The 24863-nt window shown below is 72.6% G+C and carries 27 protein-coding genes and 23 tRNA genes; 46 read left to right on the top strand and 4 right to left on the bottom strand.

The window, feature by feature from the left end:
- Positions 1-10: 10 nt before the first annotated feature.
- From HNR08_RS17740 to HNR08_RS17830, 19 genes are all read left to right on the top strand, one after another.
- Positions 11-349 (top strand): histone-like nucleoid-structuring protein Lsr2, encoded by a 339-nt coding sequence (locus tag HNR08_RS17740; protein WP_146840464.1) that lies wholly within the window; start codon positions 11-13, stop codon positions 347-349.
- An 8-nt stretch (positions 350-357) separates the two neighbouring features.
- The gene (locus HNR08_RS17745; RefSeq protein WP_146840465.1) at positions 358-1941 is read left to right on the top strand and encodes a hypothetical protein; all 1584 of its coding nucleotides are present in this window, start codon (positions 358-360) and stop codon (positions 1939-1941) included.
- Between the two features lie 27 nt (positions 1942-1968).
- On the top strand, positions 1969-2403 hold the full coding sequence (locus HNR08_RS17750; protein ID WP_146840466.1) for a hypothetical protein: 435 nt from the start codon (positions 1969-1971) through the stop codon (positions 2401-2403).
- Positions 2404-2775: 372 nt separating this feature from the next.
- Positions 2776-2848 (top strand) — tRNA-Trp (locus tag HNR08_RS17755).
- Positions 2849-3312: 464 nt separating this feature from the next.
- Positions 3313-4554, top strand: a complete 1242-nt coding sequence (locus tag HNR08_RS17760) for an IS256 family transposase (protein ID WP_168432407.1) — start codon at positions 3313-3315, stop codon at positions 4552-4554.
- 170 nt (positions 4555-4724) lie between these two features.
- Positions 4725-4799, top strand: a tRNA-Thr gene (locus HNR08_RS17765).
- Positions 4800-4911: 112 nt separating this feature from the next.
- A tRNA-Thr gene (locus HNR08_RS17770) sits at positions 4912-4987 on the top strand.
- A gap of 1 nt (position 4988) precedes the next feature.
- Positions 4989-5075: transfer RNA gene (locus tag HNR08_RS17775), tRNA-Leu, on the top strand.
- A gap of 13 nt (positions 5076-5088) precedes the next feature.
- A tRNA-Leu gene (locus HNR08_RS17780) sits at positions 5089-5161 on the top strand.
- Between the two features lies 1 nt (position 5162).
- A tRNA-Ser gene (locus tag HNR08_RS17785) sits at positions 5163-5255 on the top strand.
- 43 nt (positions 5256-5298) lie between these two features.
- Positions 5299-5616, top strand: a complete 318-nt coding sequence (locus HNR08_RS17790) for a hypothetical protein (RefSeq protein ID WP_146839735.1) — start codon at positions 5299-5301, stop codon at positions 5614-5616.
- A gap of 459 nt (positions 5617-6075) precedes the next feature.
- Positions 6076-6148: transfer RNA gene (locus HNR08_RS17795), tRNA-Pro, on the top strand.
- 150 nt (positions 6149-6298) lie between these two features.
- Positions 6299-6372, top strand: a tRNA-Thr gene (locus HNR08_RS17800).
- A 129-nt stretch (positions 6373-6501) separates the two neighbouring features.
- Complete coding sequence (locus HNR08_RS17805) at positions 6502-6747, top strand: hypothetical protein (RefSeq protein ID WP_146839737.1); 246 nt, start codon at positions 6502-6504, stop codon at positions 6745-6747.
- Positions 6748-6793: 46 nt separating this feature from the next.
- Positions 6794-6866 (top strand) — tRNA-Glu (locus HNR08_RS17810).
- Between the two features lie 33 nt (positions 6867-6899).
- Positions 6900-6974 (top strand) — tRNA-Asn (locus tag HNR08_RS17815).
- Positions 6975-7065: 91 nt separating this feature from the next.
- Positions 7066-8327 (top strand): IS3 family transposase gene (locus HNR08_RS17820; protein ID WP_183834765.1). Its coding sequence is split into 2 segments (ribosomal slippage): positions 7066-7414 and positions 7414-8327, totalling 1263 coding nucleotides; the frame shifts between segments, so codons are not numbered across the junction.
- A gap of 45 nt (positions 8328-8372) precedes the next feature.
- Positions 8373-9248, top strand: coding sequence for a phosphotransferase (locus HNR08_RS17825; RefSeq protein WP_146839739.1), 876 nt, complete (start codon positions 8373-8375; stop codon positions 9246-9248).
- Between the two features lie 5 nt (positions 9249-9253).
- Positions 9254-9338 (top strand) — tRNA-Ser (locus HNR08_RS17830).
- A 172-nt stretch (positions 9339-9510) separates the two neighbouring features.
- Here the strand turns inward: HNR08_RS17830 and HNR08_RS17835 are convergent.
- Positions 9511-10056, bottom strand: a complete 546-nt coding sequence (locus HNR08_RS17835) for a hypothetical protein (RefSeq protein ID WP_146839741.1) — start codon at positions 10054-10056, stop codon at positions 9511-9513.
- Between the two features lie 197 nt (positions 10057-10253).
- Between HNR08_RS17835 and HNR08_RS17840 the strand changes: the two genes are divergently transcribed.
- The 8 genes from HNR08_RS17840 to HNR08_RS17875 all read left to right on the top strand — a co-directional run bounded on the left by HNR08_RS17840 (position 10254) and on the right by HNR08_RS17875 (position 11706).
- A tRNA-Gly gene (locus HNR08_RS17840) sits at positions 10254-10329 on the top strand.
- A gap of 44 nt (positions 10330-10373) precedes the next feature.
- A tRNA-Gly gene (locus HNR08_RS17845) sits at positions 10374-10449 on the top strand.
- A gap of 134 nt (positions 10450-10583) precedes the next feature.
- On the top strand, positions 10584-10760 hold the full coding sequence (locus tag HNR08_RS17850; RefSeq protein WP_183835191.1) for a hypothetical protein: 177 nt from the start codon (positions 10584-10586) through the stop codon (positions 10758-10760).
- Positions 10761-10832: transfer RNA gene (locus tag HNR08_RS17855), tRNA-Gln, on the top strand.
- Between the two features lie 5 nt (positions 10833-10837).
- Positions 10838-11431, top strand: a complete 594-nt coding sequence (locus tag HNR08_RS17860; protein ID WP_146839743.1) for a hypothetical protein — start codon at positions 10838-10840, stop codon at positions 11429-11431.
- Positions 11422-11497: transfer RNA gene (locus HNR08_RS17865), tRNA-Arg, on the top strand. The genes HNR08_RS17860 and HNR08_RS17865 overlap by 10 nt, the downstream gene beginning before the upstream one ends.
- A 60-nt stretch (positions 11498-11557) precedes the next feature.
- A tRNA-Val gene (locus tag HNR08_RS17870) sits at positions 11558-11629 on the top strand.
- Position 11630: 1 nt separating this feature from the next.
- Positions 11631-11706: transfer RNA gene (locus tag HNR08_RS17875), tRNA-His, on the top strand.
- 10 nt (positions 11707-11716) lie between these two features.
- Here HNR08_RS17875 and HNR08_RS17880 read toward each other — a convergent pair.
- Positions 11717-12376: a hypothetical protein gene (locus HNR08_RS17880; protein ID WP_146839745.1), complete on the bottom strand. Its 660-nt coding sequence runs from the start codon at positions 12374-12376 to the stop codon at positions 11717-11719.
- Positions 12377-12607: 231 nt separating this feature from the next.
- Here HNR08_RS17880 and HNR08_RS17885 point away from each other — a divergent pair, with 231 nt between their 5' ends.
- The 11 genes from HNR08_RS17885 (at position 12608) to HNR08_RS17935 (ending at position 17639) form a co-directional block, all read left to right on the top strand.
- The gene (locus HNR08_RS17885) at positions 12608-12997 is read left to right on the top strand and encodes a hypothetical protein (RefSeq protein ID WP_146839747.1); all 390 of its coding nucleotides are present in this window, start codon (positions 12608-12610) and stop codon (positions 12995-12997) included.
- 22 nt (positions 12998-13019) lie between these two features.
- A tRNA-Cys gene (locus tag HNR08_RS17890) sits at positions 13020-13093 on the top strand.
- An 11-nt stretch (positions 13094-13104) separates the two neighbouring features.
- A tRNA-Arg gene (locus HNR08_RS17895) sits at positions 13105-13180 on the top strand.
- 151 nt (positions 13181-13331) lie between these two features.
- Positions 13332-13404, top strand: a tRNA-Gln gene (locus HNR08_RS17900).
- Between the two features lie 3 nt (positions 13405-13407).
- Positions 13408-13480: transfer RNA gene (locus HNR08_RS17905), tRNA-Pro, on the top strand.
- 68 nt (positions 13481-13548) lie between these two features.
- Positions 13549-13968, top strand: coding sequence for a hypothetical protein (locus HNR08_RS17910; RefSeq protein WP_146839749.1), 420 nt, complete (start codon positions 13549-13551; stop codon positions 13966-13968).
- Positions 13969-13995: 27 nt separating this feature from the next.
- Positions 13996-14071 (top strand) — tRNA-Pro (locus HNR08_RS17915).
- A 37-nt stretch (positions 14072-14108) separates the two neighbouring features.
- Positions 14109-14182 (top strand) — tRNA-Phe (locus HNR08_RS17920).
- Positions 14183-14653: 471 nt separating this feature from the next.
- On the top strand, positions 14654-15076 hold the full coding sequence (locus tag HNR08_RS17925) for a hypothetical protein (protein WP_146839750.1): 423 nt from the start codon (positions 14654-14656) through the stop codon (positions 15074-15076).
- A 124-nt stretch (positions 15077-15200) separates the two neighbouring features.
- Complete coding sequence (locus HNR08_RS17930; protein ID WP_146839752.1) at positions 15201-15647, top strand: HNH endonuclease; 447 nt, start codon at positions 15201-15203, stop codon at positions 15645-15647.
- A 258-nt stretch (positions 15648-15905) separates the two neighbouring features.
- Positions 15906-17639, top strand: coding sequence for a hypothetical protein (locus tag HNR08_RS17935; protein WP_146839754.1), 1734 nt, complete (start codon positions 15906-15908; stop codon positions 17637-17639).
- A gap of 64 nt (positions 17640-17703) precedes the next feature.
- On the opposite strand, the gene HNR08_RS22450 is transcribed toward HNR08_RS17935, so the two are convergent.
- Entirely contained in the window at positions 17704-17838 is a 135-nt protein-coding gene (locus tag HNR08_RS22450; protein WP_276509376.1) for a hypothetical protein, read from the bottom strand.
- A complete protein-coding gene (locus tag HNR08_RS17940) occupies positions 17835-18665 on the bottom strand; it encodes a hypothetical protein (protein ID WP_146839756.1) in 831 nt (276 codons plus the stop codon). Before HNR08_RS17940 ends, HNR08_RS22450 begins: the two co-directional genes overlap by 4 nt.
- A gap of 295 nt (positions 18666-18960) precedes the next feature.
- Here HNR08_RS17940 and orn point away from each other — a divergent pair, with 295 nt between their 5' ends.
- From orn to HNR08_RS17980, 8 genes are all read left to right on the top strand, one after another.
- Positions 18961-19719 carry an oligoribonuclease gene (orn, locus tag HNR08_RS17945; protein ID WP_183835193.1) on the top strand — a complete coding sequence of 253 codons (759 nt, stop codon included), beginning with the start codon at positions 18961-18963 and terminating at the stop codon, positions 19717-19719.
- A gap of 214 nt (positions 19720-19933) precedes the next feature.
- The gene (locus tag HNR08_RS17950; RefSeq protein ID WP_146839759.1) at positions 19934-21754 is read left to right on the top strand and encodes an ATP-binding protein; all 1821 of its coding nucleotides are present in this window, start codon (positions 19934-19936) and stop codon (positions 21752-21754) included.
- A gap of 5 nt (positions 21755-21759) precedes the next feature.
- On the top strand, positions 21760-21972 hold the full coding sequence (locus HNR08_RS17955; protein ID WP_146839761.1) for a hypothetical protein: 213 nt from the start codon (positions 21760-21762) through the stop codon (positions 21970-21972).
- Between the two features lie 54 nt (positions 21973-22026).
- The gene (locus tag HNR08_RS17960) at positions 22027-22428 is read left to right on the top strand and encodes a hypothetical protein (protein WP_146839763.1); all 402 of its coding nucleotides are present in this window, start codon (positions 22027-22029) and stop codon (positions 22426-22428) included.
- A gap of 3 nt (positions 22429-22431) precedes the next feature.
- On the top strand, positions 22432-22761 hold the full coding sequence (locus tag HNR08_RS17965) for a hypothetical protein (protein ID WP_146839765.1): 330 nt from the start codon (positions 22432-22434) through the stop codon (positions 22759-22761).
- 17 nt (positions 22762-22778) lie between these two features.
- The gene (locus tag HNR08_RS17970; RefSeq protein ID WP_183835195.1) at positions 22779-23702 is read left to right on the top strand and encodes a DNA adenine methylase; all 924 of its coding nucleotides are present in this window, start codon (positions 22779-22781) and stop codon (positions 23700-23702) included.
- 85 nt (positions 23703-23787) lie between these two features.
- Positions 23788-24441: an MT-A70 family methyltransferase gene (locus HNR08_RS17975; protein ID WP_146839769.1), complete on the top strand. Its 654-nt coding sequence runs from the start codon at positions 23788-23790 to the stop codon at positions 24439-24441.
- 59 nt (positions 24442-24500) lie between these two features.
- On the top strand, positions 24501-24857 hold the full coding sequence (locus tag HNR08_RS17980) for a hypothetical protein (RefSeq protein WP_146839771.1): 357 nt from the start codon (positions 24501-24503) through the stop codon (positions 24855-24857).
- The last annotated feature ends 6 nt before the right edge of the window (positions 24858-24863 follow it).

Here is a 24863-nt window from a genome sequence, read left to right on the forward strand (position 1 = left end):
TTGGACGAACATGGCCCGCAAGACTCAGATCACGCTCATCGACGACTTCGACGGCGCCCCTGCCGACGAGACGGTCACGTTCGCGCTCGACGGCGTGCACTACGAGATCGACCTCACCACCGCCCGCGCCGCCGAGCTGCGCGACGCCGTGGCGAAGTACGTCGCCCACGGACGCAAGATCGGCTCGCAGACCCGCGCCCGCAGCACCAGCAGCAGGGGCTCGCGCGAGGCCACCCGCGACTACAACCCCGCCGAGGTCCGCACCTGGGCCACCGCCCAGGGTATCGAGATCCCCGCGCGAGGCCGGATCCCCGCGGGGATCCTCGAGCAGTACCGCTCCGCGCACTGACCGCGACCGTGACGGACGAGCAGCAGGTGCCGGACGCGGCACTGCTCCGACACCTGCTGACCCTGCGCTTCATGCTCGTCGACGCGACCCGCTGGGCCACGCAAGCCGGCCCCGAGCGGCTGACGACGGCCGTCATCCTCCTCGACGGCGTCGTCGAGCGCGCGATGAACCTCGCCGCCGCAGAGATCGGCGTGACCGTCGGGCCCCGCGACACCCTCCCGCAGATCGCCGACAAGCTCCGCACCAAGGCCCCCGACTGGAAGCCGCGCCACTGGCGCGACATCGACGACCTGCACCGCGCGCGGAACAGCGCCCAGCACGCCGGCCAGCGCCCGCACCCCGACGACCTCGGTCCTTGGACGACCGCGGTCGGCGCCTTCGTGCGCGACGTCGTGGACACGCACCTGGGCCTCGACCTCGACCGCGTCGCGCTGACCGACGCCGTCCAGGACCCCCGGCTGCGCGAGATGCTCGAGCAGGCCGCCGCGGCCCTTGAGGGCGGGAGTCCGGCGTACAGCGTCGGGCGCAGCGTCACCGCCACGGTGTTCGCGCTCTCGTCGTGGACGAACCTGCAAAACGGCCGGACCAGCATCCAGGACCTGTTCGCCAACCCGCGCGGGCCGGGTGCCCGCATGTCCGCGGTGGAACAGAGGATCGAGCTCAGCACCTTCGCGCAGGACCCTGCCGAGGTGTCCTGGTTCACCGTGCTGATGAACGACTTCCCCTCGGCCATGGACCGCGACGACGCCGAACGCGCACTCGCCTTCGCGACGTCGTGGATCCTTGGCTACGAGGCTGCGCTTCACAGCTGGGTCCAGGACCGGCACGAGCGAGCGCAGCGCGCGGCTCGCCGCGTGCGCGTCGGCGACGGCACCGCGTACATCGCCGATGGTCGGGTCATGCTCAACGGCGACGGGATCATCGCCGCGCTGGTCCTTGCCGACGTCCCGGCACAGGACCAGTACGAGGCCTGGCGGACCGCGGTCGAGCGACTTCGCGACGGGGAGGCGAGTGACATACCCAAGGGGAGTCGCATCCAAAGGGACGGGACGGTCAGGCTCACCGGCCGGGACGCCGAGGATCTCCGTTCCCAGCTCGTCGCGCTCGATGGGGCGCTCAAGCAGGCTGAAGCCCGACTCGATGCCGACCATGCAGCCGACGCTGTTCGCCAAGGCGAGGAGGCGCGCCGTGCGAGCGACTACCGGGAGAGTCTTGCTGCGGCCGGCGACCTTCCGGAGTGGGCGGCCAGCGCATCCCTCACCCCCGACATGGGCGGGACCGCCGTGCTGCTGACGATCAACCACGACTTCGCATGGCTCCTTGCCGTGGGAGGAGGGCTGCAAACCCGTCTCGAGGCCGACGCACGGGTCACGGCGGTCCGACGCGATACAGGCAGCGACCGGCTCTACATCACACCGCGCCTCGAGCCCGTCGAACTGGTCTCCCTGCTCGACGAGATCGACGTCGAGGTCCAAGAGCAGGCTCGGGATCTGGCAGCGCGCCAGGACGCCATGGTCAGCGCGGGGGCGGAGCACACCGCGGCGCTGCTCGGCATCCTGCGTGAGCTCGACGAGCGGGCCGCAGGAGCCTAGCCCCGCACCGCCGCACATCTACCGGGCATGAGCACCACGACCCCTGCCCGACACCCCGCGGGCGTGCGCACCGGCGGGCAGTTCGCTGCCACCGCCCGCGCCGAGGCGCCGCTCGACCTGGGCGTCCCCGACGCGCCTCAGGTCGACGCCGTCAACGGCCTCGTGCCCCGGCTCAACGCCGCCGGCCGCTGGTACCTCGCCGACCAGGCCACCGGCAAGCCCGTCCTGCGTGACGCCCAGCGCGCCCGCGGCTCGCACGCGACGCTCGACGACGCCATGCGCTGGGCCGAGCACACCTACCCGCTCGTGGTCCGGGTCGCCGACAAGCTCGAGCGGCGCCACCCGGTCCTCACGCCGACGTGTCCGGACTGCGCCACCACCATGGTGCACGAGGTCGACGACGAGCGGCCCCGGCCTGCGCCGGTGTGGGTCTGCCCGGTGTGCGACGCCCCCGCGCGCTGATCCGCGACACGCCGGCAGAACTGGCATCGGGAATTCGCTGGCCAGCGCCGCGGCGGTGTCATACAGTCGATCCGGACGCCAGTCCAGCAGACGATGAAGGAGGTGCCGACCGTGGATCGCAACGTGACCCTGACCAGCGGATCGCACACCCCTGCCATCGTCCGCGCCTACGCCGAGTCCAACCACGTCCAGCGGTGGTTCAGGCTCCCGGTGGAGGCGACCTTGACGTAGCGCGAACGGAACGCCCGGACGCTACGAGAGGCCGCCCCTGCCAGCGCAGACGGGCGGCCTTTCCTGTTCCTGGGGGATGCCGCACATACACACGATGGCGACACCAAGCAGCCAGCCCGGCGCCGCCGCACAGAACGACCTAGGGATGTAGCTCAGCAGGCAGAGCGCCGGTCTCCAAAACCGAAGGTCGGGGGTTCGATTCCCCCCATCCCTGCGTTGCTCTCGGTCACTGAGGCACGGAAGTGTCATACACCGCGATGCGCTCGCTCCCGCCCCTCGGGGAGGGTTGTCAACTGCACAGAGACGAGAAGTAGCCGACCGGAGCCAACCGGTCGGTCACCTTCGAGCAGCCAGCACACCCCCGGGCGTGCCGAGGTGTGGACCCCGCCAAGTGCGGGCGAGCCCCGGCCCTCGCGGACCTGAACGCGCGGCTGCTCGGAACCTTCCAGGTGGCGCCGCCCTGCGCGCCCGGCCTCCGCGTTCGAGCGTGCCGGGCGTCCCGCGAGGGCAAGGCGGGCGGAGCCACCTGGTCGCGCGTCGATGACCCGAGCGGCGAAGTGGCGTCCCGCAGAGTGGTGTGCGAGCCCGGCCTTGATCGGGCATCGTCGTAGACGTGTAGGCGGTCACCGCGTGATTCTTCGAGAGACCTACCAAGTCGACTCGAGAGAAGGACCCGCGATGACCGCTGGACCCAGTCTGGACCCTGCCCGCTTCCTGCACGAGCACCTGAGCACGGCCAGCCCCGACCTGCTGCGCGAGCTGCTGGGCGTGTTCATCGACACCCTGATGGGCGCCGAAGCCGACGCGATCTGCGGCGCTGACTACGGCTCCCGCTCTGCGGAGCGGACCAACGTGCGCAACGGCTACCGGCACCGCGACTTCGACACCCGGGTCGGCACGATGGACGTGGCGATCCCCAAGCTGCGCGCCGGCACCTACTTCCCCGACTGGTTGCTAGAGCGCCGCCGGCGCGCGGAGGCGGCGCTGACTAGCGTCGTTGCAACCTGCTACCTCCTGGGCGTCTCGACCCGGCGGATGGACAAGCTCGTCGAGTCGCTCGGGATCACCAGGCTGTCGAAGTCCCAGGTCTCGCGGATGGCCGCGGACCTGGACGAGCAGGTCGCCGCGTTCCGCACCCGTCCGCTGGACGCCGGCCCCTACACGTTCGTGGCGGCCGATGCCCTGAGCGTGAAGGTCCGTGAGGGCGGACGGGTGGTCAACATCGCGGTCATGGTCGCGACCGGGGTCAACGCCGACGGGCACCGAGAGATCCTGGGCATCGACGTGTCCACCGCGGAGGACGGGGCCGGGTGGTTGACGTTCTTCCGAGACCTGACCGCCCGCGGCCTGACCGGGGTCAAGCTGGTGACCTCTGACGCGCACTCCGGGCTGGTCGCCGCGATCGGCGCGACCCTGCCCGGCGCGACCTGGCAGAGGTGCCGCACCCACTACGCGGCGAACCTGATGTCGACCTGCCCGAAGTCCTCCTGGCCGTGGGTCAAGACGCTGCTGCACAGCGTCTACGACCAGCCCGACACCGACGCGGTCCACGCCCAGTTCGACCGGCTGCTGGACGCCGTCGCCGACAAGCTCCCGGCCGTCGCGGACCACCTCGAAGCGGCCCGGGCCGACGTCCTGGCGTTCACGTCCTTCCCGAAGGAGGTCTGGCGCCAGATCTGGTCCAACAACCCGAACGAGCGTCTCAACCGCGAGATCCGCCGCCGCACCGACGTCGTGGGGATCTTCCCCGACCGCACCTCGATCATCCGCCTGGTCGGAGCCGTGCTCGCGGAGCAGCACGACGAATGGGCCGAAGGACGCCGCTACCTCGCCCTGGACGTTCTTGGCCGATCCCGGCTCACTGCCCTGCCAGACCCGCCGGAGGTGACCACGCCCCAACTCCCGGCGCTCAGCGCCTGAACCCGAAGATCACGCGGAAGCCGTCACACACCACGCCCGGGGACTTGACCCACTCCTTGAGAGCCACCGCGGCCCCACCCCGCTGCACCGCAGCCGGGCCACCGAGGCGGCGCCCTCCCGGGCGGGATGTAGACCTCGGGGACCGAGCCGGACGGCGAGCACCGGCACCCGCCCGCCTAGCTCATCACTGGTAGAGCGCCCGCCCCGTAAGCGGGAGGTGCCCGGATCGAGGCCGGGGGTGGGCTCGGGCGCTGCGGCGCCGCACGACGAGGGACCGGCGTGCCCTCCCGCCACCGTGGCACCCGAGTGGAGCGCGCGGAGCGGACACCTACACGCCCGGGCCGTCAGGCCCGTCACGCCGCCGTAGCTCAGCTGGAAGAGCGCCGACTTGGTAGGTCGGAGGTCCCCGGATCATGCCCGGGCGGTGGCTCCAGGCCCTCGTGGCGGAAGCAGGTAGACGCGCTGGCTTGAGGTGCCAGTGCTCCGCGAGGAGCGTCCCGGTTCAAGTCCGGGCGAGGGCACCCAGCAGCACCCGCCCCTCTGGCCCAACCGGCAGAGGCGCCCGACTCAAACTCGGGATCTCCCGGTTCGAATCCGGGGAGGGGCACGGAGGGCCCAGCCGAGAGACGGCGACGGCGCCCGATTCGAGATCGGGTTGCGGGCTCATCGTCCGCGTGCGGGTTCGACCCCCGCGCCCTCCGCACACAGGAACCGTCGGCCAGCCCGCAACGAGGAGCACCGCTCATGATCGTCAGCATCGTCATCACCTCCGCCGTTGCCGCTGCCGTCGCGGGCGCGGTGTGGATCACCAGCGACAAGCGGGCCGCCAAGCGGATCGGGGTCGACACGGCATCCCCGCACTGGCGGGAGGCGTTCGCCCTCACCTCCCGGCTGCTGATCCAGGAGGCCCAGCGGCTGGGCGTGGAGACCGAGGGCCGCGACGTGCGCACGCTCGCCAAGGCCGTCCGGGCCGCCCGCGAACGGCAGCAGGACGGGGCAGCCCACGCCGCGCAGATCAGGGCGGCGATGCCGAACTGGATCCGTGAGGCCGCACCGTTCTGAGGCGGTGCCGCACATAGGCACTTCGAGCGAGAGACCCCGCCGCAGTGGTAGCGGGGCGAGCCGGGCACATGCACCCGGCCACGATGCGGACCCGTGTCGCTCGAGCAGGTCCGAAGTCGGTGGGACTGCAGCCCGCCGGCCGATCCAGAGGTCCGCGCGCGCCGTGCGGCGCCACGCCTGGCAGCAGCACGAGGGGACGTGCACCCGCCCGTCGGGGCGGGAGGAAGCGGGTTCGAGTCCCGCCGCTGAGCAGGTGGCCACCGCGGCGCCGCGGCCCTCACCTGGGGGGCCATGTCCTTGGTGGCGACTGATCCTTGCAAGATCGGTGCGGCGGGTTCGATCCCCGTGCTCTCCACGCTCGCCCCGTGGCCGGCTACGCGCCCCGTGCGCCGGGCCGCCCACGTGTGGCCGGTACCGTGCACGGCCCGGATGCCCTGGTGGCGCCCGGGCCGTGCACACCTGGGTGTAGCGCAGCAGGAAGCGCGTCGGCTTTGGGAGCCGAAGGCCGCGGGTTCGAGCCCCGCCACCCGGACTCGGCAGTGCCCCCCAGCGGCCCCGCCCACCTACCCGCGGACCCACCTGCCGGTCCGGCCGCGGGCCCAGTGGACCGGCGATGGGTGCTCACGCGCGTCGACCCGAACCCGACCCGCACCGCCACCGGCCGGGCTACCCGCCGGTGTGCGCCCGCCTAGCTCATCTGGCCAGAGCGCCCGGCCTGTACCCGGGAGGCGACCGGTTCGAGACCGGTGGCGGGCTCGCGACCGCGTGAGGCGGCCACACCCGGACCCGGTCCGGGCAGGTGGCAGGACTCTCCGCCGGGTGGACCCGGAGACCAGGACGTCACCCCTCACGCGGCCAGCACCACACCGAGAGAAGGGCACGACCATGCTCAAGGTCGAGGTCCACCCCGCCGACACGCAGCAGGCGACCCGGTTCCTCGGGTCCGCCGTCGAGGCAGTCCACCTGCACGGCGACCCGCAGACCATCGGTACCCACTTCGCGACCTTCACCCTCCGCAGGGTGGTCGCCGCGGCCGAGGCCTCGCCGGAGGCCAACCGCCGGGCGCACGTGGAGTTCAACGCGGCGCTCCTGCCGCTGCTGGAGAAGCGGTGGGTCACCGCAGAGGGCTGACCCGCCCACCCCGCATCGCCCCGGCATCGTGTCGGGGCGGTGCTGAGCCCCCATCGTCTAGTGGCCCAGGATCTCGGTCTTTCACGCCGATGGCACCGGTTCGAATCCGGTTGGGGGTGCACAGCCGCCGCGAGCTGCGATCGCGGCACCCTTCCCCGGTAGCTCAGATGGCAGAGCGGGTGGCTGTTAACCACCGTCCGTCCCAGGTTCGAGCCCTGGTCGGGGAGCACACCAGCGACCGAAGAAGGAGGGGCCTGACCCCGGTTCTTGGACACGCTGAATCCAGCAACGCGCTGGGGAAGCGAGATGATCCAGTTCATGGCCAGGAAGAGCTACTCCGAGGAGTTCCGTCGTCAGGCCGTCGACTTGTACGAGTCCACTCCGGGCGCCACGGTGCGCGGGATCGCCGCGGACCTGGGCATCGTGCGCGGCACGCTGCGCCACTGGCTCGAGGTCTACGGCACGGGCGCCAAGACGGCCGTCGACGGGTCGGCGACGCCCAGCCCGTTGCGGTCCAAGAGCGCTGCGGCGAGCTCGACGGCGCCTGTCGGCGAGTCGCCGCAGGAGCGGATCGCCCGGCTCGAGGCCCGGGTCCGCGAGCTCGAGGTCGAGACGACCAAGCTGTCCACCGAGCGGGCGATCTTGCAGCAGGCGGCGAAGTATTTCGCCGGGGAGACGCGCTGGTGAGTCGCTTCCAGTTCGTCGCCGACAACTCCGCCACCTACCCGGTGAAGCGACTGTGCGAGCTCGTGCAGGTCGAGCGCTCGTCCTACTACGCGTGGAAGGCTGGCGCGCCGGCGCGGGCCGAGCGCGCCGCGGCGGACGCTCGGCTCGAGGCACGGATCCGCAAGGTCCACGCCGCGGACAGCACGCTCGGCGCGCCGCGGGTCACGGCCGAGCTCAACGACGACGCGCCCGCCGGTGAGCAGGTCAACCACAAGCGCGTCGCCCGGGTGATGCGCGCGGCGGGTATCGCGGGCTACGTCAAGAAGCGTCGAGTGCGGACCACGATCCCCGAGCCGTCGGGCCGCAAGCACCCCGACCTGCTCAAGCGGGACTTCACCGCGCCGGCACCGAACCGGCGCTACGTCGGCGACATCACCTACCTGCCGATCGCCGACGGCACGAACCTCTACCTCGCCACGGTCATCGACTGCCACTCCCGCCGGCTCGTCGGGTGGGCAGTCGCCGACCACATGCGCACCGAGCTCGTCGAAGACGCGCTCAAGGCCGCCGCCGCGACCCGCGGCACCCTGGCCGGGGCGCTGTTCCACTCCGACCACGGGTCGGTCTACTGCTCGAAGGACTACGCCAGGGTCTGCGCGAGGCTCGGCGTGACCCAGTCGATGGGCGCCGTCGGGTCCTCGGCCGACAACGCGATGGCCGAGTCGTTCAACGCCACCCTCAAGCGCGAGGTCCTGCAAGACGACGCCTGCTGGCCCGACGAGCCAACCTGCCGCCGGCAGGTCTTCCGCTGGCTGACCCGCTACAACACCCGCCGCCGCCACTCCTGGTGCGGCTACCTGTCCCCGACCGCCTACGAGGCCCGCCGGGCCGCTACGCTGCCGATCGCCGCGTAATCACACCCCGTGTCCAAGAACCGGGGGTAGGGCCCGGAGGACCGGGTGCTGCCCACCGCCCGCTTGCAGCAGTACGCCGCCGCGGCCCTCGGCGAGGGCGCCGGCCTCTGGCTGCGCCACGCGCAGGCGAGCGTGCGTGCCGCGGCCGCCATCCTCGACCTGGAGCTGGAGCCCCCGCACCCCGGCGCCGGGCGATCACTGGTCGTCCCGGCGCGCACCCCGCGCGGGGACCGGGTCGCAGTGCGGGTGGACCTTCCGGGGAACCTCCACCTGCCTGAGGTGACCGCGATCGGCGACGCCGGCGTGGGCCCCCGAGTCGTGCACGCCGACCAGGCCGCGGGCCTGAGCGTCGTGCAGTGGCTTCCGGGGAAGCACCCGAACCCGTCCAGCCTCGGCGCCTCTGCAGCCGTCGGGCGGACGCTGTCCCGCCTGCGCGCCACGCCCGCTCCCTCCGGCGCCCGGCCGGTCCAGGACGTCATCGGGCACTTCCTGGACGTCGCCGTGCAGCGCGCACGGCGCGCCGGGCTCGAGGATCTGCCCCGACTACTGGCCGCCGACGTCGAACGCTCAGTCGAGCTGGCGCACGTGGACGTCCTCGCCCACGGAGACCTCACCGCCGGCAACGTCCTGCTCCATGAGGGCCGCGCGTGGCTCATCGATGCGGACCCGTACGCCGGGCCGATCGAGCGCGATCTGGCGACCTGGATCCTGCGGGTCGAAGACGGGCAACGCCTGGCCGCGCACGCGGCGGCCGCGCTACGAGCCCTCACCGACGTGGACGTCGAGCTGCTGGAGTGGCTGGTCGCGGTCGCTGCCCGCACGTTCGTCGCGTACCGCGCGAGTCTGCACCGCGACGTCCCGGCTGCTGCGGCCGCCGTGGCGCTCGATCACACGGCTCGAGCGAGGCTCGGGCTCACCTAGTGCCTGGAGGGCTGCCGGAGCGGCCGAACGGACCCGTCCTGAAAACGGGAGGGCCAGCGCGCCCCGAGGGTTCGAATCCCTCGCCCTCCGCGGGGTGCACCAGCGATGCCCGGGCCGTACGGCCGCAGCTGGCGTTGGCCGACGACAAGGCCCCCGGGTGGACGAACCTCGCGGTGGCGCGGGGCGCCGGTTGCTAGCCGGCTGGGTCGCTTCGGCGGCTGGGGATCGTGCCCTCCGTCCACCGCACGGAGCTCGGGCGGCATCAGGTTCGCCACGGGCTGCCCCACCGCCAGGGCCGCCGCTTCTCGGCGGGCTCGTACCGGTGCATCATGCGCTGGACGGCATTGATGTCGGTGCGAGCCGCATCGAGGTCGCTGCGCGCTACGGTGAGGGACCGCTTGAGCGCGCCGCCCGTGGGGCCCTCCGAGAGCATCTCGTGGCGGACGCCAGCGAGCTCGCGAAGGTCTTCGCGACTCAGCTCGAGCGCACTGAGCGCCTTCAAGCACCCCTCCGCGATCCGCGGAGAGACGATCTCAAGCTCGACGCATGCGTCACGGTACGCGTCCATCGTCACGGCGATCTCGGCGTCCTCGCTGCGGTCCGGGTCGAGGCCCGGCTGCTGCAGCGCCGCCAACCGCGCCTGCTGGGTACGAAGGGCGTGGTTGGCCGCCTGCCAGGCGCGCAGGTGGGACTCCCGACGACGGCCTGTCATCACGGCTCGCTGCTGCATGCGGACGGTGGTGATCGCGACGGCTGCGCTCGCGACGATGGCGATGGCAGCGATGACGTCCGACGCGTCCCAGGTCATGCCCGCACTGTCGTGCCCTGCACACCTGCGACGCAAGCCGCCGACCGGCTGCGCGCGACGGTCTGGAAGGTGAACCCTGCAGTGGTGCGGGGCGCCCGTTGGAAGCGGGCCGGGTCGGCGTCAGGCCGGCTGAGGATCGTGCCCTCCGCCTTCCGCTTCGCCCCCAGGGCGCGTCTGGCCCACGACACGGGCCGCGCGTGGGTGTAGCTCAGCTGGCAGAGCGCGAGGTCGCCATCCTCGAGGCCGCGGGATCGAGACCCGTCACCCACTCCAGGTCGACAGCACCTCCGGCGCCTGCCGGCGGAGGCTGCGACCCCGCGGATGAAGCTCAACAGGCCGAGCGCACCCCTCCCACGGGTGAGGCAGCGGGTTCGAGTCCCGTCATCCGCTCCACGTGCACGGTTCCGCGGCCGCCGATGAGGCCGCGGCGAGAAGACGGCTCATCACCGTCGAGAAGTCGGGTCCCGCCGCGCGGCGGGGAGCCTGAGCCTGCACGGCAGACCCGCCGGGCCCTCTACGATCGCGGCGTGATCACCGTCATCGCCCAGATCGAGACCATCCCGCCGGACCACACCGGTGTCGACCCCGACCGTCAGGCGGACGAGATCAAGGCGAGCGGCCAGACGTACGAGGAGGCCCGTGACGCCATCGCGGCACGGGTCCCCGCCGGCTGGCGCGCCATCTCGTACCGGGTCCCCGCGTGATCCCCTCTGGTGTAGCGGCAGCACGCCGGCCTTTGGAGCCGCGAGGCCCGGGTTCGACCCCTGGGAGGGGAGCCTGAATGACCCACGACATCACCAGTGCCGTGCGCGAGGTCGGCCGCTGGCCGGTCCTGACGCGGGTGGACTCGTTCCTCGCCGAGGCCGCAGTCGCCGAGCTGCTGCATCGAGAGGACCCCCACGGTGTGTGGTGGGCCGGCGGCCGGAACGTCGGCTGGGACGTGTCCTCGGGGGACCTCAAGGTCGACGCCAAGGTGGCGTTCATCGACAACGTGAACGTCCGAGGCGTCAACGAGCTCTGCCTCGGCTTCATGGGCAGCCCGAAGCGATCGGACGGCGATGAGGCGCGCGAGGGGATCACCTACGCGCTCGTGCTGCTGCACCACGAGGGGAACGACGGGCCGCAGACCTCCGCCCATGAGCCGATCGTCCGACTGGACGCCACGGTGCGGTTCGCCGCCTTCCGGTTCTCCACGGACGAGATCAACACCCTGTTCAGTCGCCCGTTCCTCAAGGACGGCATCGGCCGCCGGCGTGGGGGCAACCTCTACCTGCCCCTGCGCACAGCGCTGGAGGGCGACTACCTCTGGAAGGGCAGCGCGCAAGTCCTGCCGGATGGTCAGGTCGCTCCGGCGTCGGATGACCCGCCCGCGTAGCTCAGTGGATCGAGCGCTCGCCTCCGGAGCGAGAGGTCGCAGGTTCAAGTCCTGCCGCGGGCACCACCACACCGACGAGGCCCCCTCAGGGCCGACCCAGAGGCCAACCGCGAGGGGGCCTCGCCGGCACGTCTAGCTCACCGGCAGAGCGCTCGCTCGACACGCGGGAGGTACGGGGATCGACACCCCGGTCGTGCACGTTGCCTGTAGCTCAGTGGCAGAGCGCCCGGTTGTGGCCCGGGAGGTCGCGGGATCGATCCCCGTCAGGCACCCCACGTCCTGGCCCTAGAGCCAGACGTAGTCCAGCACCTGCTGCTGCTCCCAGGAGTCGTCGTTGCCGCGGTCCAGGAGGCCCGCGACCTCGAGGCGCACCCGCTGCACGGGAAGGCGTACCTCGGCATGCTCGGGGGAGTAGGCGAGCGGCACCACGCCGAGGGCCTCAAGCTCCCGGCGGGGTCGGTACTCGCGCAGCAGGGCCGTGATCGTCACGTCGAGCGTGAAGGTGACGTTGTGCAGCTCGGCACCGTCGTCCAGCGCCTCTACGAACTGCCGGTCGTCGACCGAGGCGCCGGTCGCGGAGATCCAGCCCAGCTCGACGTTCTCCAGCACGCCGTCCGGCGGCGCGAGCACGTTCTGCGGGGACTTCAGCAGGAGCGAGGCCGCGAACTCCTGCGCGACCCGCTCGTACCACGGGAGGTCCTCCCGACGCGCGCGGGTGCGGGCCAGTTCCAGCGCCTGGGCCTCGAGCTCATCCGGCGCCGGCACGTACTCGGGCCGGGCGGCAGCGCGGGCCTGCATCTGGGCCAACGCCTCACGCAGCACCACGAGCTGGTGGCGGCTGCTCGGGTCGGTGTCCTCGAGCTTGCGGTACGCCACGGTGTACTTCACGCCGAGAGCCTTCGCGAGGCGCCGAGCGTGGGCCTTGTTCACCGGGTGGTTCGACATCGCAGATCCGTTCGCTGGGTCGCTCGTCCCGCGCCGCACGCCCAGGCAGATCTGGATCGACGGATGTCCTGCTTCACACCGGTGCTAGGCACCTTGTCCTCGGTCACGACCTGCGCGGGCAGGGCGCTCGGAGCGGGGTCTGTGCTCGACCGATTCGGAACGTACCAGCGTGATGCGCTACCGCCAAGAGCTGACGAGTCGTTGCCCCGCGGCGCCGCACATACGCAGGCCATGGCCTCCATCACCTGCCCGCGCCCGGGCCTGCCGGTGCCGCCCGACGGCACGCCGCTGCCGACGCGGGTGAAGCTCCTGCTGACCCCGATCGCCCCGGTGCGGGCCCCGCAGCGGGCCGCTGACGGCGCGTGGCTGTACGCCCCGTTCGTCCTCAAGGTCGAGTTCGGGGTCGCGGTGGTCCAGTTCGACCTCGACGAGGGCGCCTTCTACGCCTGCATCGACCCTCAGGCCCCCGCGGGCATGACCGACGAGCAGGTCGAGGCTGCCTGCAGCTGGTCGCTGCAGGTGTGGTCGAGCGTGTACCACGAGCTGCTGCTCGGCGGGCGGGATCACCTGCGCCTGTGGGCCCAGGCTGCGGGGATCGGCGTCTGGGAGTCCACCGACTGACCCGCCCGACAACGGCGGGCCCGGTGCTGTGGCCGAGTGGCTAGGCAGCGGCCTGCAAAGCCGTCTACGCCGGTTCGAATCCGGCCAGCACCTCCACGCCACGCCACGCCCCCGTAGCTCAACGGACCAGAGCGCCGGTCTCCTACACCGGGTGTCCGGGTTCGAGTCCCGGCGGGGGCACCACGAGCACGAGCGGAGCACGGCATGGCAGAGCACGTCGGCCCGGCCGGCCGGGCCGCACGACCAGGACGTAGGGATTCGCGGAGCCCCCACGGGGCTGACCCTCCGGCTGCCGAGCCGGTGACGACGAGGTCGTCGAGCAAACCGCGAGCGATGCCCCATGGTCCAGTTGGCACGGACACCCGGTTCTGGCCCGGGAGACCGAGGTTCGAGTCCTCGTGGGGCAGCAACGGGATGTGGCGCAGGTGGTAGCGCGCACGGCTGGGGGCCGTGAGGTCGTGGGTTCGAGCCCCGCCATCCCGACTCGGCGTCGCCTCGGCGCGCCCCGCCCCGGGCGGCACCCGGGACCTGCGAAGCACGAGGAGCACCGCATGGCCATCGTCGACTACTCCCAGGCCACCGTCCGGGAGATCAGGGTCGAGCTGGACCGCAGCACCCGCCCGGGGGTCATCCTGGACACCGGCCGCCCCGGCGACCCGCTGGCCCTGGAGATCTTCGCGCCGTGCGACTGCGGGGTCCTCGAGTGCACCGGCATCGCGATGAACTACGTGATGAGCGCTGCGGACTCCGGCGGCGTCAGCACCGTCACCTACGCCGGCACCGACATCACGTTCACCGCGGTGCGCACCGGCGGCGGCCTGTTCATCCCGGACGCCTCCGGCATCGCCGCCTCGGTGGCGCTCCAGGCCGAGGGCAGCGGCTGGTGGCCCGCCCCCGAGCAGATCGAGCAGTCCGCGACCAAGTACGCCAACCCGGCGTTCCGGGCCTGGCGCGAGCGCGTCGAGGACTAGCACCACCCGGCCCTCGGGCCGGTCCCACGGGCTGTAGCGCAGGTGGGAGCGCGCCGCGTTCGGGACGCGGAGGTCGCCGGTTCGAGCCCGGCCAGCCCGACCAGGACGCCACGGCGTCCGCCGGCCGACCGGGCCGGCACGGTTCCCAAGCTCAGGAGGAAGTAGCGCCCGACTGAAGATCGGGAGGATGCCGGTTCGACGCCGGCGGGGACCACGGGGCCGCCACGCGGCCACCAAGGGGCTGACCGGTTTCGATCGGGCCCAGGACAGCAGTTCAGGTCGAGCCCGGGCAGGTGACGTCACCCGGTCAACATGTCGTCACGCCAAGAAGCGCCAAGCGCGACTTCGCCCTCACCGCCTAGCGGTGACGTCCACGGCCGGGCGGTCCTGCCCCGAGCCGCACGGGCGCCGCAAGCAGGACTCGCCCCTCCGGCTGCCTCACGTGCGGGCTGGCGGGGGACACCCCCACGTGAGAACCAGGCGCCGCACTCCGACCCCCTCGGCGGCGCCGCGAACCCCGGGGTCGGTGACGCTCGTGAGGATCCCTTTCTGCTTCCCTGACCGAGACGCGGGTTCGACTCCCGCCAGCTCCACCGACAGATGGCTCGTCCGCGTCCGCGGGTCGCGGCCTTGCCCGATCGTCGCGCCCGGGAGCACAGTGGATTGCCTCACCCAGGAGGCAGCCATGAGCACTCCGGACCGCCCACAGCGACCGATCGTCCTGCTCGGTCGCCTCGACGCGACCAAGGGCAGCGTGATGACGTTCAGACCCGCCGGCGGTGGCGACCTCGTGCTGCAGGTCAGCCCGTCAGCGGTGCGCGCGCAGTCTCGCCCCGATGATGACGGGTGGGTGACGCTCGAGCTGAGCGACGCAGCGAGCGTCACGCCGCCTGGACAGGTCGCTCGACGGTTGAACGACCATGGCGGCGGCACCGGAGGGTCGAATGCGGCGTGCGTCGAGGCGTACCGGCGCAAGTGCAAGACCAGCCCCGACCAGCACAGTCCGGGCTGGTGCGACTCCGCGGAGGCCGCCCGCCAATGGGGCTGGATGTGCGACATCTTCGGTCCGCCCGGTGCGCCTCACCCTGTGCCCTGGGTGATCGCCTAGCCCCCTTCGTGCCGCGCCGAGATCCCCGCGGTCGTTGACCTCTTCTCGTCTCCGTGCAGCCCTGCCGCACATGTACCAGGCGAGCCCCGGCACCCCGTCGGGGCTCCAACCAGAGGAGACGACGATGGCCGCCGCGCCCGGCGTGCTCGTGCTGAACGCGGGCCTGGAGCCCCTGCACCGCGTCGACTTCAAGCACGCGATCCGCATGCTGGTCCGCGAGGTCGCCGTCGTGCACGAGGCCGCGGCGGGGTCGTTCGGGCCGTACCCGCGCCCCCTGGTCGTGCGTCTCGTCCGCTACGTCCAGATGGGGTGGGCCTACGCCCGCACCGGGTACGGGCCGGTCTCCAAGGCCGGGATCAAGCGCCGCGACAAGGTCTGCGCCTACTGCGGCGGGCCGCCGGAGACCATCGACCACGTCCACCCCAAGTCCCGCGGTGGCGCGAGCTCCTGGCTGAACCAGGTCGCTGCCTGCCGCCCGTGCAACGGGGCCAAGGCGGACCGCACCCCGCAGGAGGCGGGCATGCCGCTGCTGTACGCCACGCCCTACGACCCGACGGCGCGCACCCGGTGACGCTGGGCTCCGCTCGGCCACCGACGGCCAGCCCGGCTCCAGGCTCCGGGGCAGCCCCATGCCGAGCACCGCGATCGGCCTCGACCGGTCGCGGTGCTCGGCATGGCCCCACCGCGCCTCCTCGGTGTACTACACGAGGGACGCACACGCAGCGACACACCTGCGGATTCGTCGGCCAGCGCGCGCCGGGGTGACATACAGTCAAGCGTGACACGCCCACGGGATGGGTGACCGCACGTACGGCAGGAGCCAGCGCAGATGACGTCCCTCAACCGCCGTAGGCGCGGCCTGCCTGCACGCGCGATCGCGCTGCTGGGCGCCATCGTTCTCGGGGCAACGAGCCTCCTGGCGGGCGCCGCCTCCGCCCTGGCCGCGCCCGTCCTCGTCGAGCCGGGGACCATCAATCTCGACCCCGCGTGCCCCTCCAGTACGAGCGAGACCAGCGACGGCACCTGCACGTGGCTGCGCGTCTCGCCGTCGTCGTTCCTGACGACGGCTGCGCTGACCCCCAGCGAGCTCGAGGCGACCATCGTGAACCTGTACCGGGGCGAGACCCTCGTCGCGTCCGGCAGCCCGGCGGCCGAGTACGGCGCGGCCGACCTGTACTTCTTCGGGATCCGCGAGGGCACCTACACCGTCGAGCTCGTCAGCCCCGCGGGGTTCCAGCAGGTCGGCGACTTCGCCTCGGGGATCGCACCGGGCACCGTCGCGCGCACCGACCTGACGTTCGCCCCAGCCGCCGGCGTGCTCACCCCGCGGACGCTGCAGCTGCGCATGGCGCCGGCCGACCTCGAGCTGGGCGACCTGCAGCTCGACGTCTGGGTCGACGAGAACCTCAACGGCGTGCGCGACGCGGGCGAGACCGGCCCATCCGCCTCGGTCTCGCTCGGGATCCGCAACACCGACCCGACCCGTGACGGCCTGGTGCCGATCAACGCCTTCAACAAGTTCCTGTACGACTACGCCCGCACGTACAAGGTGGCGACCGGCGACTACGTCGTGGACTACGACTACTTCGGCACCGACGGACTGGTGCCGCTGGCCGGGATCGACCCGGCGACCGGCACGGGCACCGTCTCGGTGTCCCCGACCGGGCGCCTGCTGATCCCGCTCGGCCAACCCGGCGACGTGATCACACCGCCAGCGCCCACCGTGCCAGCGGTGTCACTCGCATCCGGCCCGGCTTCTGCGACCGAGGCCACCTCCGCGGACTTCACCTTCACGGTCACACCGGACAACGCGACCCTGAACTGGTCGCTCGACGGCGGGGGAACCACCGGCACCCCAGGGCGGACTGTGTCGCTCTCCGGGCTGGGCACCGGCGAGCACGAGCTGCGCGTCACCGCCGTGCTCAACGGTGTCGCGTCGAACGAGCTCGCCTTCGACTGGCAGGTCCTCTCCCCGGGCAGCATCCCGGACCCGAGCCCGACGCCGACGGCCCCCGGTGACGGCCAGGGGAACCCCGACCCCGACCCCAGCGAGGAGGCGCCCGAGGTCCCGAAGTACGACGTCGTCCAGGGCGAGGCGCTGGTCGTGAACGCCGTCGGCTTCGCCTCCGGTGAGCAGGTGGAGGTGCGCCTACTGCCCGAGGACGTCGTGCTCCGCACGGCCACGTCCGGCGCGGACGGGGCTGTGCGGGCCGAGGTGACGGTCCCCGCCGACGCGGAAGTCGGCCTGCACGCACTGCGGCTGACGGGCCTGACGTCGGGCTTCACCCAGTCGGTCGACCTCGACGTGACCGCTGCGGTGCCCGCGCCCCCCGAGGGCGGGTCTGAGGAGGGGACTCCGGCCTCGGACCCGACCGAGGTCCGCGCTACGGGCGGTCGCTCCGAGCTGGAGATGACCGGCCTGTCGCCCGGGGCCCAGCTCGCCGGCTACGGCGCCCTCGCGGCGATCCTTCTCGGCGCCGGCCTGATCCTCGTGCGGTCGCGCGCGAGCCGTCGCGTCGCCGCCATGGACCCGGCTGACAGGCTGCGGATGCTGATCGGCTGACGCGAGCCCAGATCACGGCGAAGCCCCCGGGCCCACACGCGGCGCGGGGGCTTCGCCGTTCCGGTCAGCCGACCTTCGTGAGCGCGACCAGGCGCATGAGGTCGCCGGAGCGGTAGCACGTCTGGACCAGGACCGACCCGCCCAGGCCCGAAGCGGCGTCCGCGCTGGCGCCCTTGGAGACGTCGCGGGAGTTCGTCACCTCGTAGACGCCGTCCAGCCCACCGCCGCTGATCGCGACGAGCTGGCCACCCGCAGCGACAGGATCGGGCCACCGCCGCAGTGGATGTGGATCGGCAGGTACGGGTGGCCGTCGATGTCGAAGGAGTAGCGGGTCAGGCCGCCGCCGCAGGCGTCCACGGTGCTCTGGCCGCCGGAGTTGACGACGCTGACCGACCACACGACGCCGCTGCCGGCCCGGGTCCCGCCGGGAGCCGTGACGCGGTCCACGGCCTGCTGGGTGCGGACGGACTGGCCACTGGCGGCACGGGCCGCAGCCTCCTGAGCCGCCTTTTCGGCCGCGATGCGGGCGTCCTCAGCGGCCTGCCAGGCGGCCTGCGACTCGGTGACCGCGGGGGCCGCGCTCTGGACGAGCTGAGCCGCTGCGGCAGCCGTGCCAGGCACGGCCCGCGCGGCGTCGAGGTCGAGGTCGTCGACGACGGAGGCGCCCTCACTGCGCGCTGCCTCGACCGCCGCGCTGAGGGCGGAGCGCAGGGCCTCGTCGGCGTGCGGGGCCGCGTCGAGGACACCCTGGCCAGTGTCCGCTGCCGCCATGGTGGCAGCACGCGCCTCGGCTGCCTCCTTGCGGGCGAGGCCCAGGGTGATCGCGTCGCGGCGCGCGCTCTCGCGCCCGATCCAGTTGGCGAAGGCGTTGCTGCGCAGGGCGGCTGCCTCGGCCTGCCGCTGCGCGGTGACCATGTCGCGGTACGCGTCGTAGCCCAGCGCCGCCGGCGGCGCGACCACGGCCATCAGCGTGACGGCTATCGCGACGGTGGCTCGCGTGCTGAGCTTCTTGCTGGTGATCGACATGGCGCTCCGCTTCCTGGATGTCGACCCTCTTGGTCGAGCTGGCATGCAGATGTGCGGCACGCAGCGCGCTTGGGACGTTCGGCGCCGGAACGTCCCGGAGCGGCGGAGGGCGGGGCGCCGGCCGCCGCAGCGGGAGTGGTGCTCGCGGGCACGTGCGAGGACCGCCTGCCGCACATCTACGAAGCACGCGGGCGCGCACGGAGCCGGCAGCTCAGCCCTCCGGCGCGGCCGCGCCACCACGAGTGCCGGCGGCCGGCCGGGGCATCCCGAGCCGCCTGCCGCACATACGAACCTCATGACGCACACCGCCACGTACCCCGAGAAGGCCCTGGTCTGGACCGACGTCGAGACCACAGGCACGGTCGCCCACCGCGGTCATCTGCTGCAGATCGCGATCCTCGTCACCGACCTGGACCTCAACGTGCTGGAGGAGACGGGGTACGAGGCGACCGTGGGCTACACCGCCGAGCAGTCCGCCGCGATGCGGGACGCAGCCGACCCCATCGTGCGCGACATGCACGACACGAACGGCCTGTGGAACGCGATCACCGACCCGACGACGACGAAGTCCACCACCACCATCGCGGCGGAGGCACTGGCGTACGTGCAGCAGCTCGTGCCCGAGCGGCGAACCGCCCGCATGGCCGGCAACTCCCTGCGCCTGGACCTCAACTTCGTCGAGGAGCACTTGCCCCCGCTCTACGAGCACCTGCACTACCGCATGCTCGACGTGTCCTCGTGGACCGGCCCTGCCCAGTGGTGGGCCGGGATCGAGCCGATGCCGAAGGCCCGCAACCACACCGCCATGGCCGACATCCGCGAGTCGATCGAGGAGATGCGGTTCGTGCGGCGTGCGCTCGGGCTCGAGCCCCACGGCGGGATGCTCACCCTCCGCGAAGCCGCCAGTGCGCTGGGCGTGTCCAGGTCCACCGCCGACCGGATGGTGGAGGCCGGCACCCTGCCCATCGCGGTGCGCACGCTCGGCGGACACCGCCGCTTCGACCCCGAGACGGTCCGCGAGCTTCTCTCGGCGCGCGCAGGGGCCGCCGTCTAGGTGTGATGTCCGGCGCGTCGCCGTTCACCTCGACAGGCCAGCGCGCCACCAGACCTAGTCTCGATGTGGCAGCAGGCGCCGCCGCTCGCCCGATCACCAGGCCCCCGCACGGCCGGTGAGCTGTACGGGCCAAGGTCCGACGGATCGCGCCCCGGACGAGGTCATGCCCCCTCCAGGCGCGCCGGTGCGGGAGCCGTGCCGGGAAGCAGCAGCCATGACCCGCAACGCCGCCACCAAGGCGCGCACCCGAGCCGCCGCCCGCGCCGCCGGGACCACCTACACCGCCGCCCTGCGGTCGGCGACCACCGAGCACAGGGCCACCCTGTCGAGCCCGCTGCGCGCCGTCCTGGGCCGCACCGACGACGGCAAGGACGTCGCGCTCACCGGCGGGCGCACCTGGGGCATCCTCGGCGCCGCCGGCACCGGCAAGACCACGATGGCCGACCAGATCCTCGACCTCGCGCTCGAACAAGGCCGGCGCGTCTACCGGATCGGCCGCGGCCTCAGGTCCGGGGTGGTCGCCCAGATCAACACCTCCACGACGCCCGCGGCCGACGGCCCCGCACGGATCGAGAAGCTGGCGCAGACCTTTCTGACGGACGGGGCGGGCCCGCTGCTGGTGGTCGACAGCCTGTACGAGATCGACCGCCTACTGCTGACCGCGCGGCCGATGGAACGGCGCAGCGCCGACGCCCAGCGCGCCGCCGAGGTTCTCACCCGGGCCGTGACCCGCGGCGGCGGGCGGACCGTGATCCTGGTCGGCGCCGGCTCGCTCGACGAGCCCCACACTCCGGACCACGTGTCGTGGTGGATGCAGCAGACCGCCGGCGTGGTCGAGCTGCGTCGCGGCACCTACTCACAGCCGTGGGGCGGGGTGCTGCACGAAGGCGGGCGCACCGAGTTCCTGCGGCCCGCCTTGCCGCTGCCGGTGCGCGAGCTCGCCGTGGGGGAGCGGGTCCAGTTCGCCGAGTCCCGCCGCTGGTGGCGGGTGCGCGCCGTCTCGCCGAGCGGCCGGTACGCGGGTCTGTCGTCCCCGAACAACCTCACCGGAGAGGACTTCTACACGATCATCGACCGCGCTGAGCAGATCCGCGGTGCCGACGACATCGTCGGTGGGTCCGGCTGGGGCTCCGACGCCGAGTTCACCGACCACCTGGACGAGCTCGATCGGGGCGAGCTGGGCATCTCCCACCGCAACCGGGTGCCCGCCCGCATCGCCGCGGTCCGCCCGCCTGACCCGGCCCGGCCAGCCGACCCGCCCGCCTCGCTGCCGGTTCCGCCCTGGCTGAGCCGTCCGGTCTCCACTGGCGAGCCCGGCATCTGGGCGGCCGGCCAGCACGTCCAGATCCGTCTCCCCGGCGGCAACCGGATCGTCGCGACCCAAGCCACCGACCAGGGGGAATGGGACGACCCGGCCTACTACGCCGACGGCCGGATCGCGCTGGTCTCCAGCAAGGCACCGGCGCACCCCGACGGGGTGGTGCTGGTCGCCGACCCCGACGGGGACCCGGTCACATTCGACCTGAGCGCCGGCCTGCTGATCGGGGACACGGCGCGCACGCCGGCCACCGTGTGGGACCTGCTGGCGCGGCAGGCCGCCGATGCCGGTCGCACGGTGACCATCGCGGCCGCCCGCGCCCGCGGCCCACTGGCCGAGGCCTTCCCGGGTGCCCGGTTGGCAGACCTCGCCGACGTGGACGGCGCCCTACGGGCAGCCCGCGGTGGCGACCTGCTGATGCTGGCCGACATCGAGGACGACGTGAACCCCTACCGCGACGCCCTCGCCTGGTCGCAGCGAGCCGCCGCCCTGCGGACCGCGCTGGCCTCCGGTGCCTGGGTCGTGGGCCTCGGCCTTCCGAACCGGTACTCCGAGCCGCTGCTGGACCAGCTGCCCGCCCGGCTCGCATTCGGCCGCTACGCCGCCCGCCAGCTGCTCGGCGGTGGCGCGCGCACCCGAACGCTGCCGGTCGAAGGCGCCGGGTTGGCGCGGCTGGCCGCCGAAGGCCCCGCGATCCCGGTCCGGTCCTACACCTGAACCAGATGCGGAGCCCGCCGGTCGCGGGCTCCGCATCTCCTCCTGGCGCGTACCTGCAGCTGCTCACCACCGAGGACCTGGCCGACCATCTGGACGAAGCCATCGCCTGCGCCACCGACGGCTACGTCCGGTTGCCCTCGGAGCAGCTGCGCGCCGCCCGGCACCTGGACGACCTGCTGATCGACGCCGAGCCGGACCCGCGCGCACCGCTACGGTGACCTGGATGATCCCGATGCAGGGCCTGCACTGCAGGTGCCGCACATGAGGCAGGCATGACCACCCTCAGTCGTAGGCCGTACAGGCCCTCCTCGACCACGATCGAGGCGTACACCCAGGGCGACTGCTGGCACCTCGCGCATGCGATCCATCAGCGCACGGGCTGGCCGATGATCTTCGCCGACCCGACGGACCTCAGAGCGTCGGCCCGGTACTGGGAGCACGCCGCCGTCGTCATGCCGTGCGGTCGTGTCCTCGACATCGAAGGCGTACGCACCCGACGGGAATGGAAGCAGCGGTGGGGTGCTGCGCGCGTCACCGTGGTCTCCAGCAGCGCCGCGATCCGCGCCGACTGGATCGGCGATCAGGAGCGGCTCTTCACCACGCAGACCGCCGCGGTGGCTGCCCGACTGCTGCGGGGGATCACGCGCGAGAAGCACGCCGCCGCACATCCGTAGGGCATGAGCCGCGAGACCGCGCCGATCCTCGGGCCGACCTGCATGATCTGCCTGCGCCCGGAGGGCGACCACCCCGCCCGCATCGCCCACAACACGTGCCTCGTGACGTTCGACGCCGCCCGCTCCACGTACGCCCAGGGCGAGGATCGTGCACGCCTGGCGCTGTGGCCGGCCGAGGCGTGGGAGGCCTACCGCCGCCTGCACCGCCTGACCGCCGACCGCTACCAGGCCGCGCCCTCCCCGGAGGTCGCCGCCTGGGTGCAGCGCCTGAGGGACGAGCTCGCCCGCGCCGGCACCGGGTCGCTCTACCAGCACCCGGTCGGCCTGTGGTGAGCGGCCCGCGGCAGCCGATGAGCGCCCGCCGGTACCTCTCGCCGCTGCGCTACCCGGGAGGCAAGGCGCGCATGGCCCCGTTCCTGGCGCGCGCCTTCGCCGAACAGGTCTCCACCCTCGACGTCGAGATCTGGCTGGAGCCCTTCGCAGGCGGCGCCGGCGCCGCGCTGACGCTGCTGGACGCCGACGCCGTCCCGGAGGTCTGGCTGGTCGAGAAGCACCCGGCGATCGCCGCGCTGTGGCGCACCATCCTGACCGACGGACCGGACCTGGCCGCCCGCGTACAGGGCACCGTCCCGGACCTGGACCTGTGGCACTGGGCCCGGCAGGTGCTGGCCGCGGGGGAGAGCGGTCTGGAGGCCGACCTGGCCTTCGCCGCGCTCGTGCTCAACCGGTGCTCCCGCTCGGGCATCGTGCACCCGCGGGTCGGCCCGATCGGCGGGAAGGGCCAGAACGGCCGGTGGACGCTGGCCTCCCGGTGGAACGGGCCCGGGCTGGCCGACCGGATCCGGCACGTGCACTCCCTGCGTGCGCGGATCCGGTTCTGGCAGGGCGACGCGATCGCCGCGCTCGCCGACCTTGACGGATCGGGCGTCGAGGACGAGGTGCTCGCGTTCGTCGACCCGCCGTACATCCGCGAGGGCAACGGCCTGTACACCAACGGCATGACGGCTGCCGACCACCGGCGGATGGCGCAGGTGCTCAACGCCTCCCCGGTGCGGTGGCTGCTGACCTACGACGACGAGCCGGTGGTCGCCGAGCAGCTCTACCCGGACCGGCGGGTGCTGGCCTACCGGATCGCGAACACCGCCAACCGCGCCCGCATCGCCACCGAGCACGCCGTGCTCTCGGACAACCTGGTGCTGCCCGAGGGCGAGCTGCTGCCCGGCGCCGAGTCCGCCTGGGTGCGCGAGCACAGCCACCGTTCGCACGCCGCCTGAGCGTGCGTCAGGCGGTTGCCCGCATCCGCCTACTCAGAACACGGCGACGGCCTTCACGGCGACCCCGGCCGCACATCTACCCGGCGTGCCGCCCACCTTCGCCGACCGCCCCTTCACGACCACCGACGCCCACCCCGGCCTGACCGAGCTCGCCGGCGCCGGCTTCCAGGTCGTCGTGGCCGACCCGCCCTGGATGTACCAGAAGGCGCCCGGAGCCAAGGCCGGGGGAGCGGGCCCGAGAGTGACGGCCGAGCGCAAGTACCCGACCATGACCAACGAGGCCATCGCCGCCCTGCCGGTCCGCGACCTCGCCGACGACGACGCCCACCTGTTCCTGTGGTTCACCAACCCTGGCATGTTCGGCAACAGGTTCTCCGACCTCGACCCCGAGGACATCGCCACCGCCTGGGGGTTCGAGTTCCGGACCGTGCTCACCTGGGTCAAGACCACGCAGGCCGGGACGGTGCACGGCGGCGGCATGGGCTGGTACTTCCGGGGCGCGACCGAGCACGTCCTGTACGCCACCCGCGGCCGGGCCAGGATCCCCTCCGAGCTGCGCGAACCGAACGTCATCCTCGCCCCGCGGGCTGCGCACTCGGCCAAGCCCACGGCGTTCATGGAGCTGGTCGAACGGGTCACCCCCGGCGCGCGGCGCCTGGAGATGTTCGCCCGCAGCCCGCGCCCGGGCTGGGCCGCCTGGGGCAACCAGGCCAGCGGCAACGCCCTGCCCGCTGCGTGAGCGTGCCGCACATACGCACCTGGACAGCACTTTCGCGCGGAACCCGGGGAGCCCACCCCATGCCCACCGTCGAGCACAAGCAGATCGCCAAGATCACCAAGCCGTTCCTCGGGTTCGAGGAGGGCCACGGCATCTTCACCGCGGGGTTCACCGCCGACTTCGGCGGCTCGACGCAGTCCGTGGGCGGGTACAACCTGGCCGGCGACACCGGCTTCGCCGGCGCGTTCATCCGCGAGCTGCTCAAGGCGGCCGGCGTGGACTCCTGGGACAAGCTGGACGGCAAGGTCGTCCAGATCATCCAGGCCGAGCAGTTCGGCCCCGCGATCGGCATCGAGAACCTGCCGTTCGAGCGCGGCGGCCGGTTCATCTTCGACGAGCTCGCCGCCACCTACCGCGCCCGCCGCGAGCAGCAGTAGCGCCAC

It is taken from the genome of Cellulomonas hominis (assembly GCF_014201095.1).
In the GTDB taxonomy this organism is placed as follows: domain Bacteria; phylum Actinomycetota; class Actinomycetes; order Actinomycetales; family Cellulomonadaceae; genus Cellulomonas; species Cellulomonas hominis.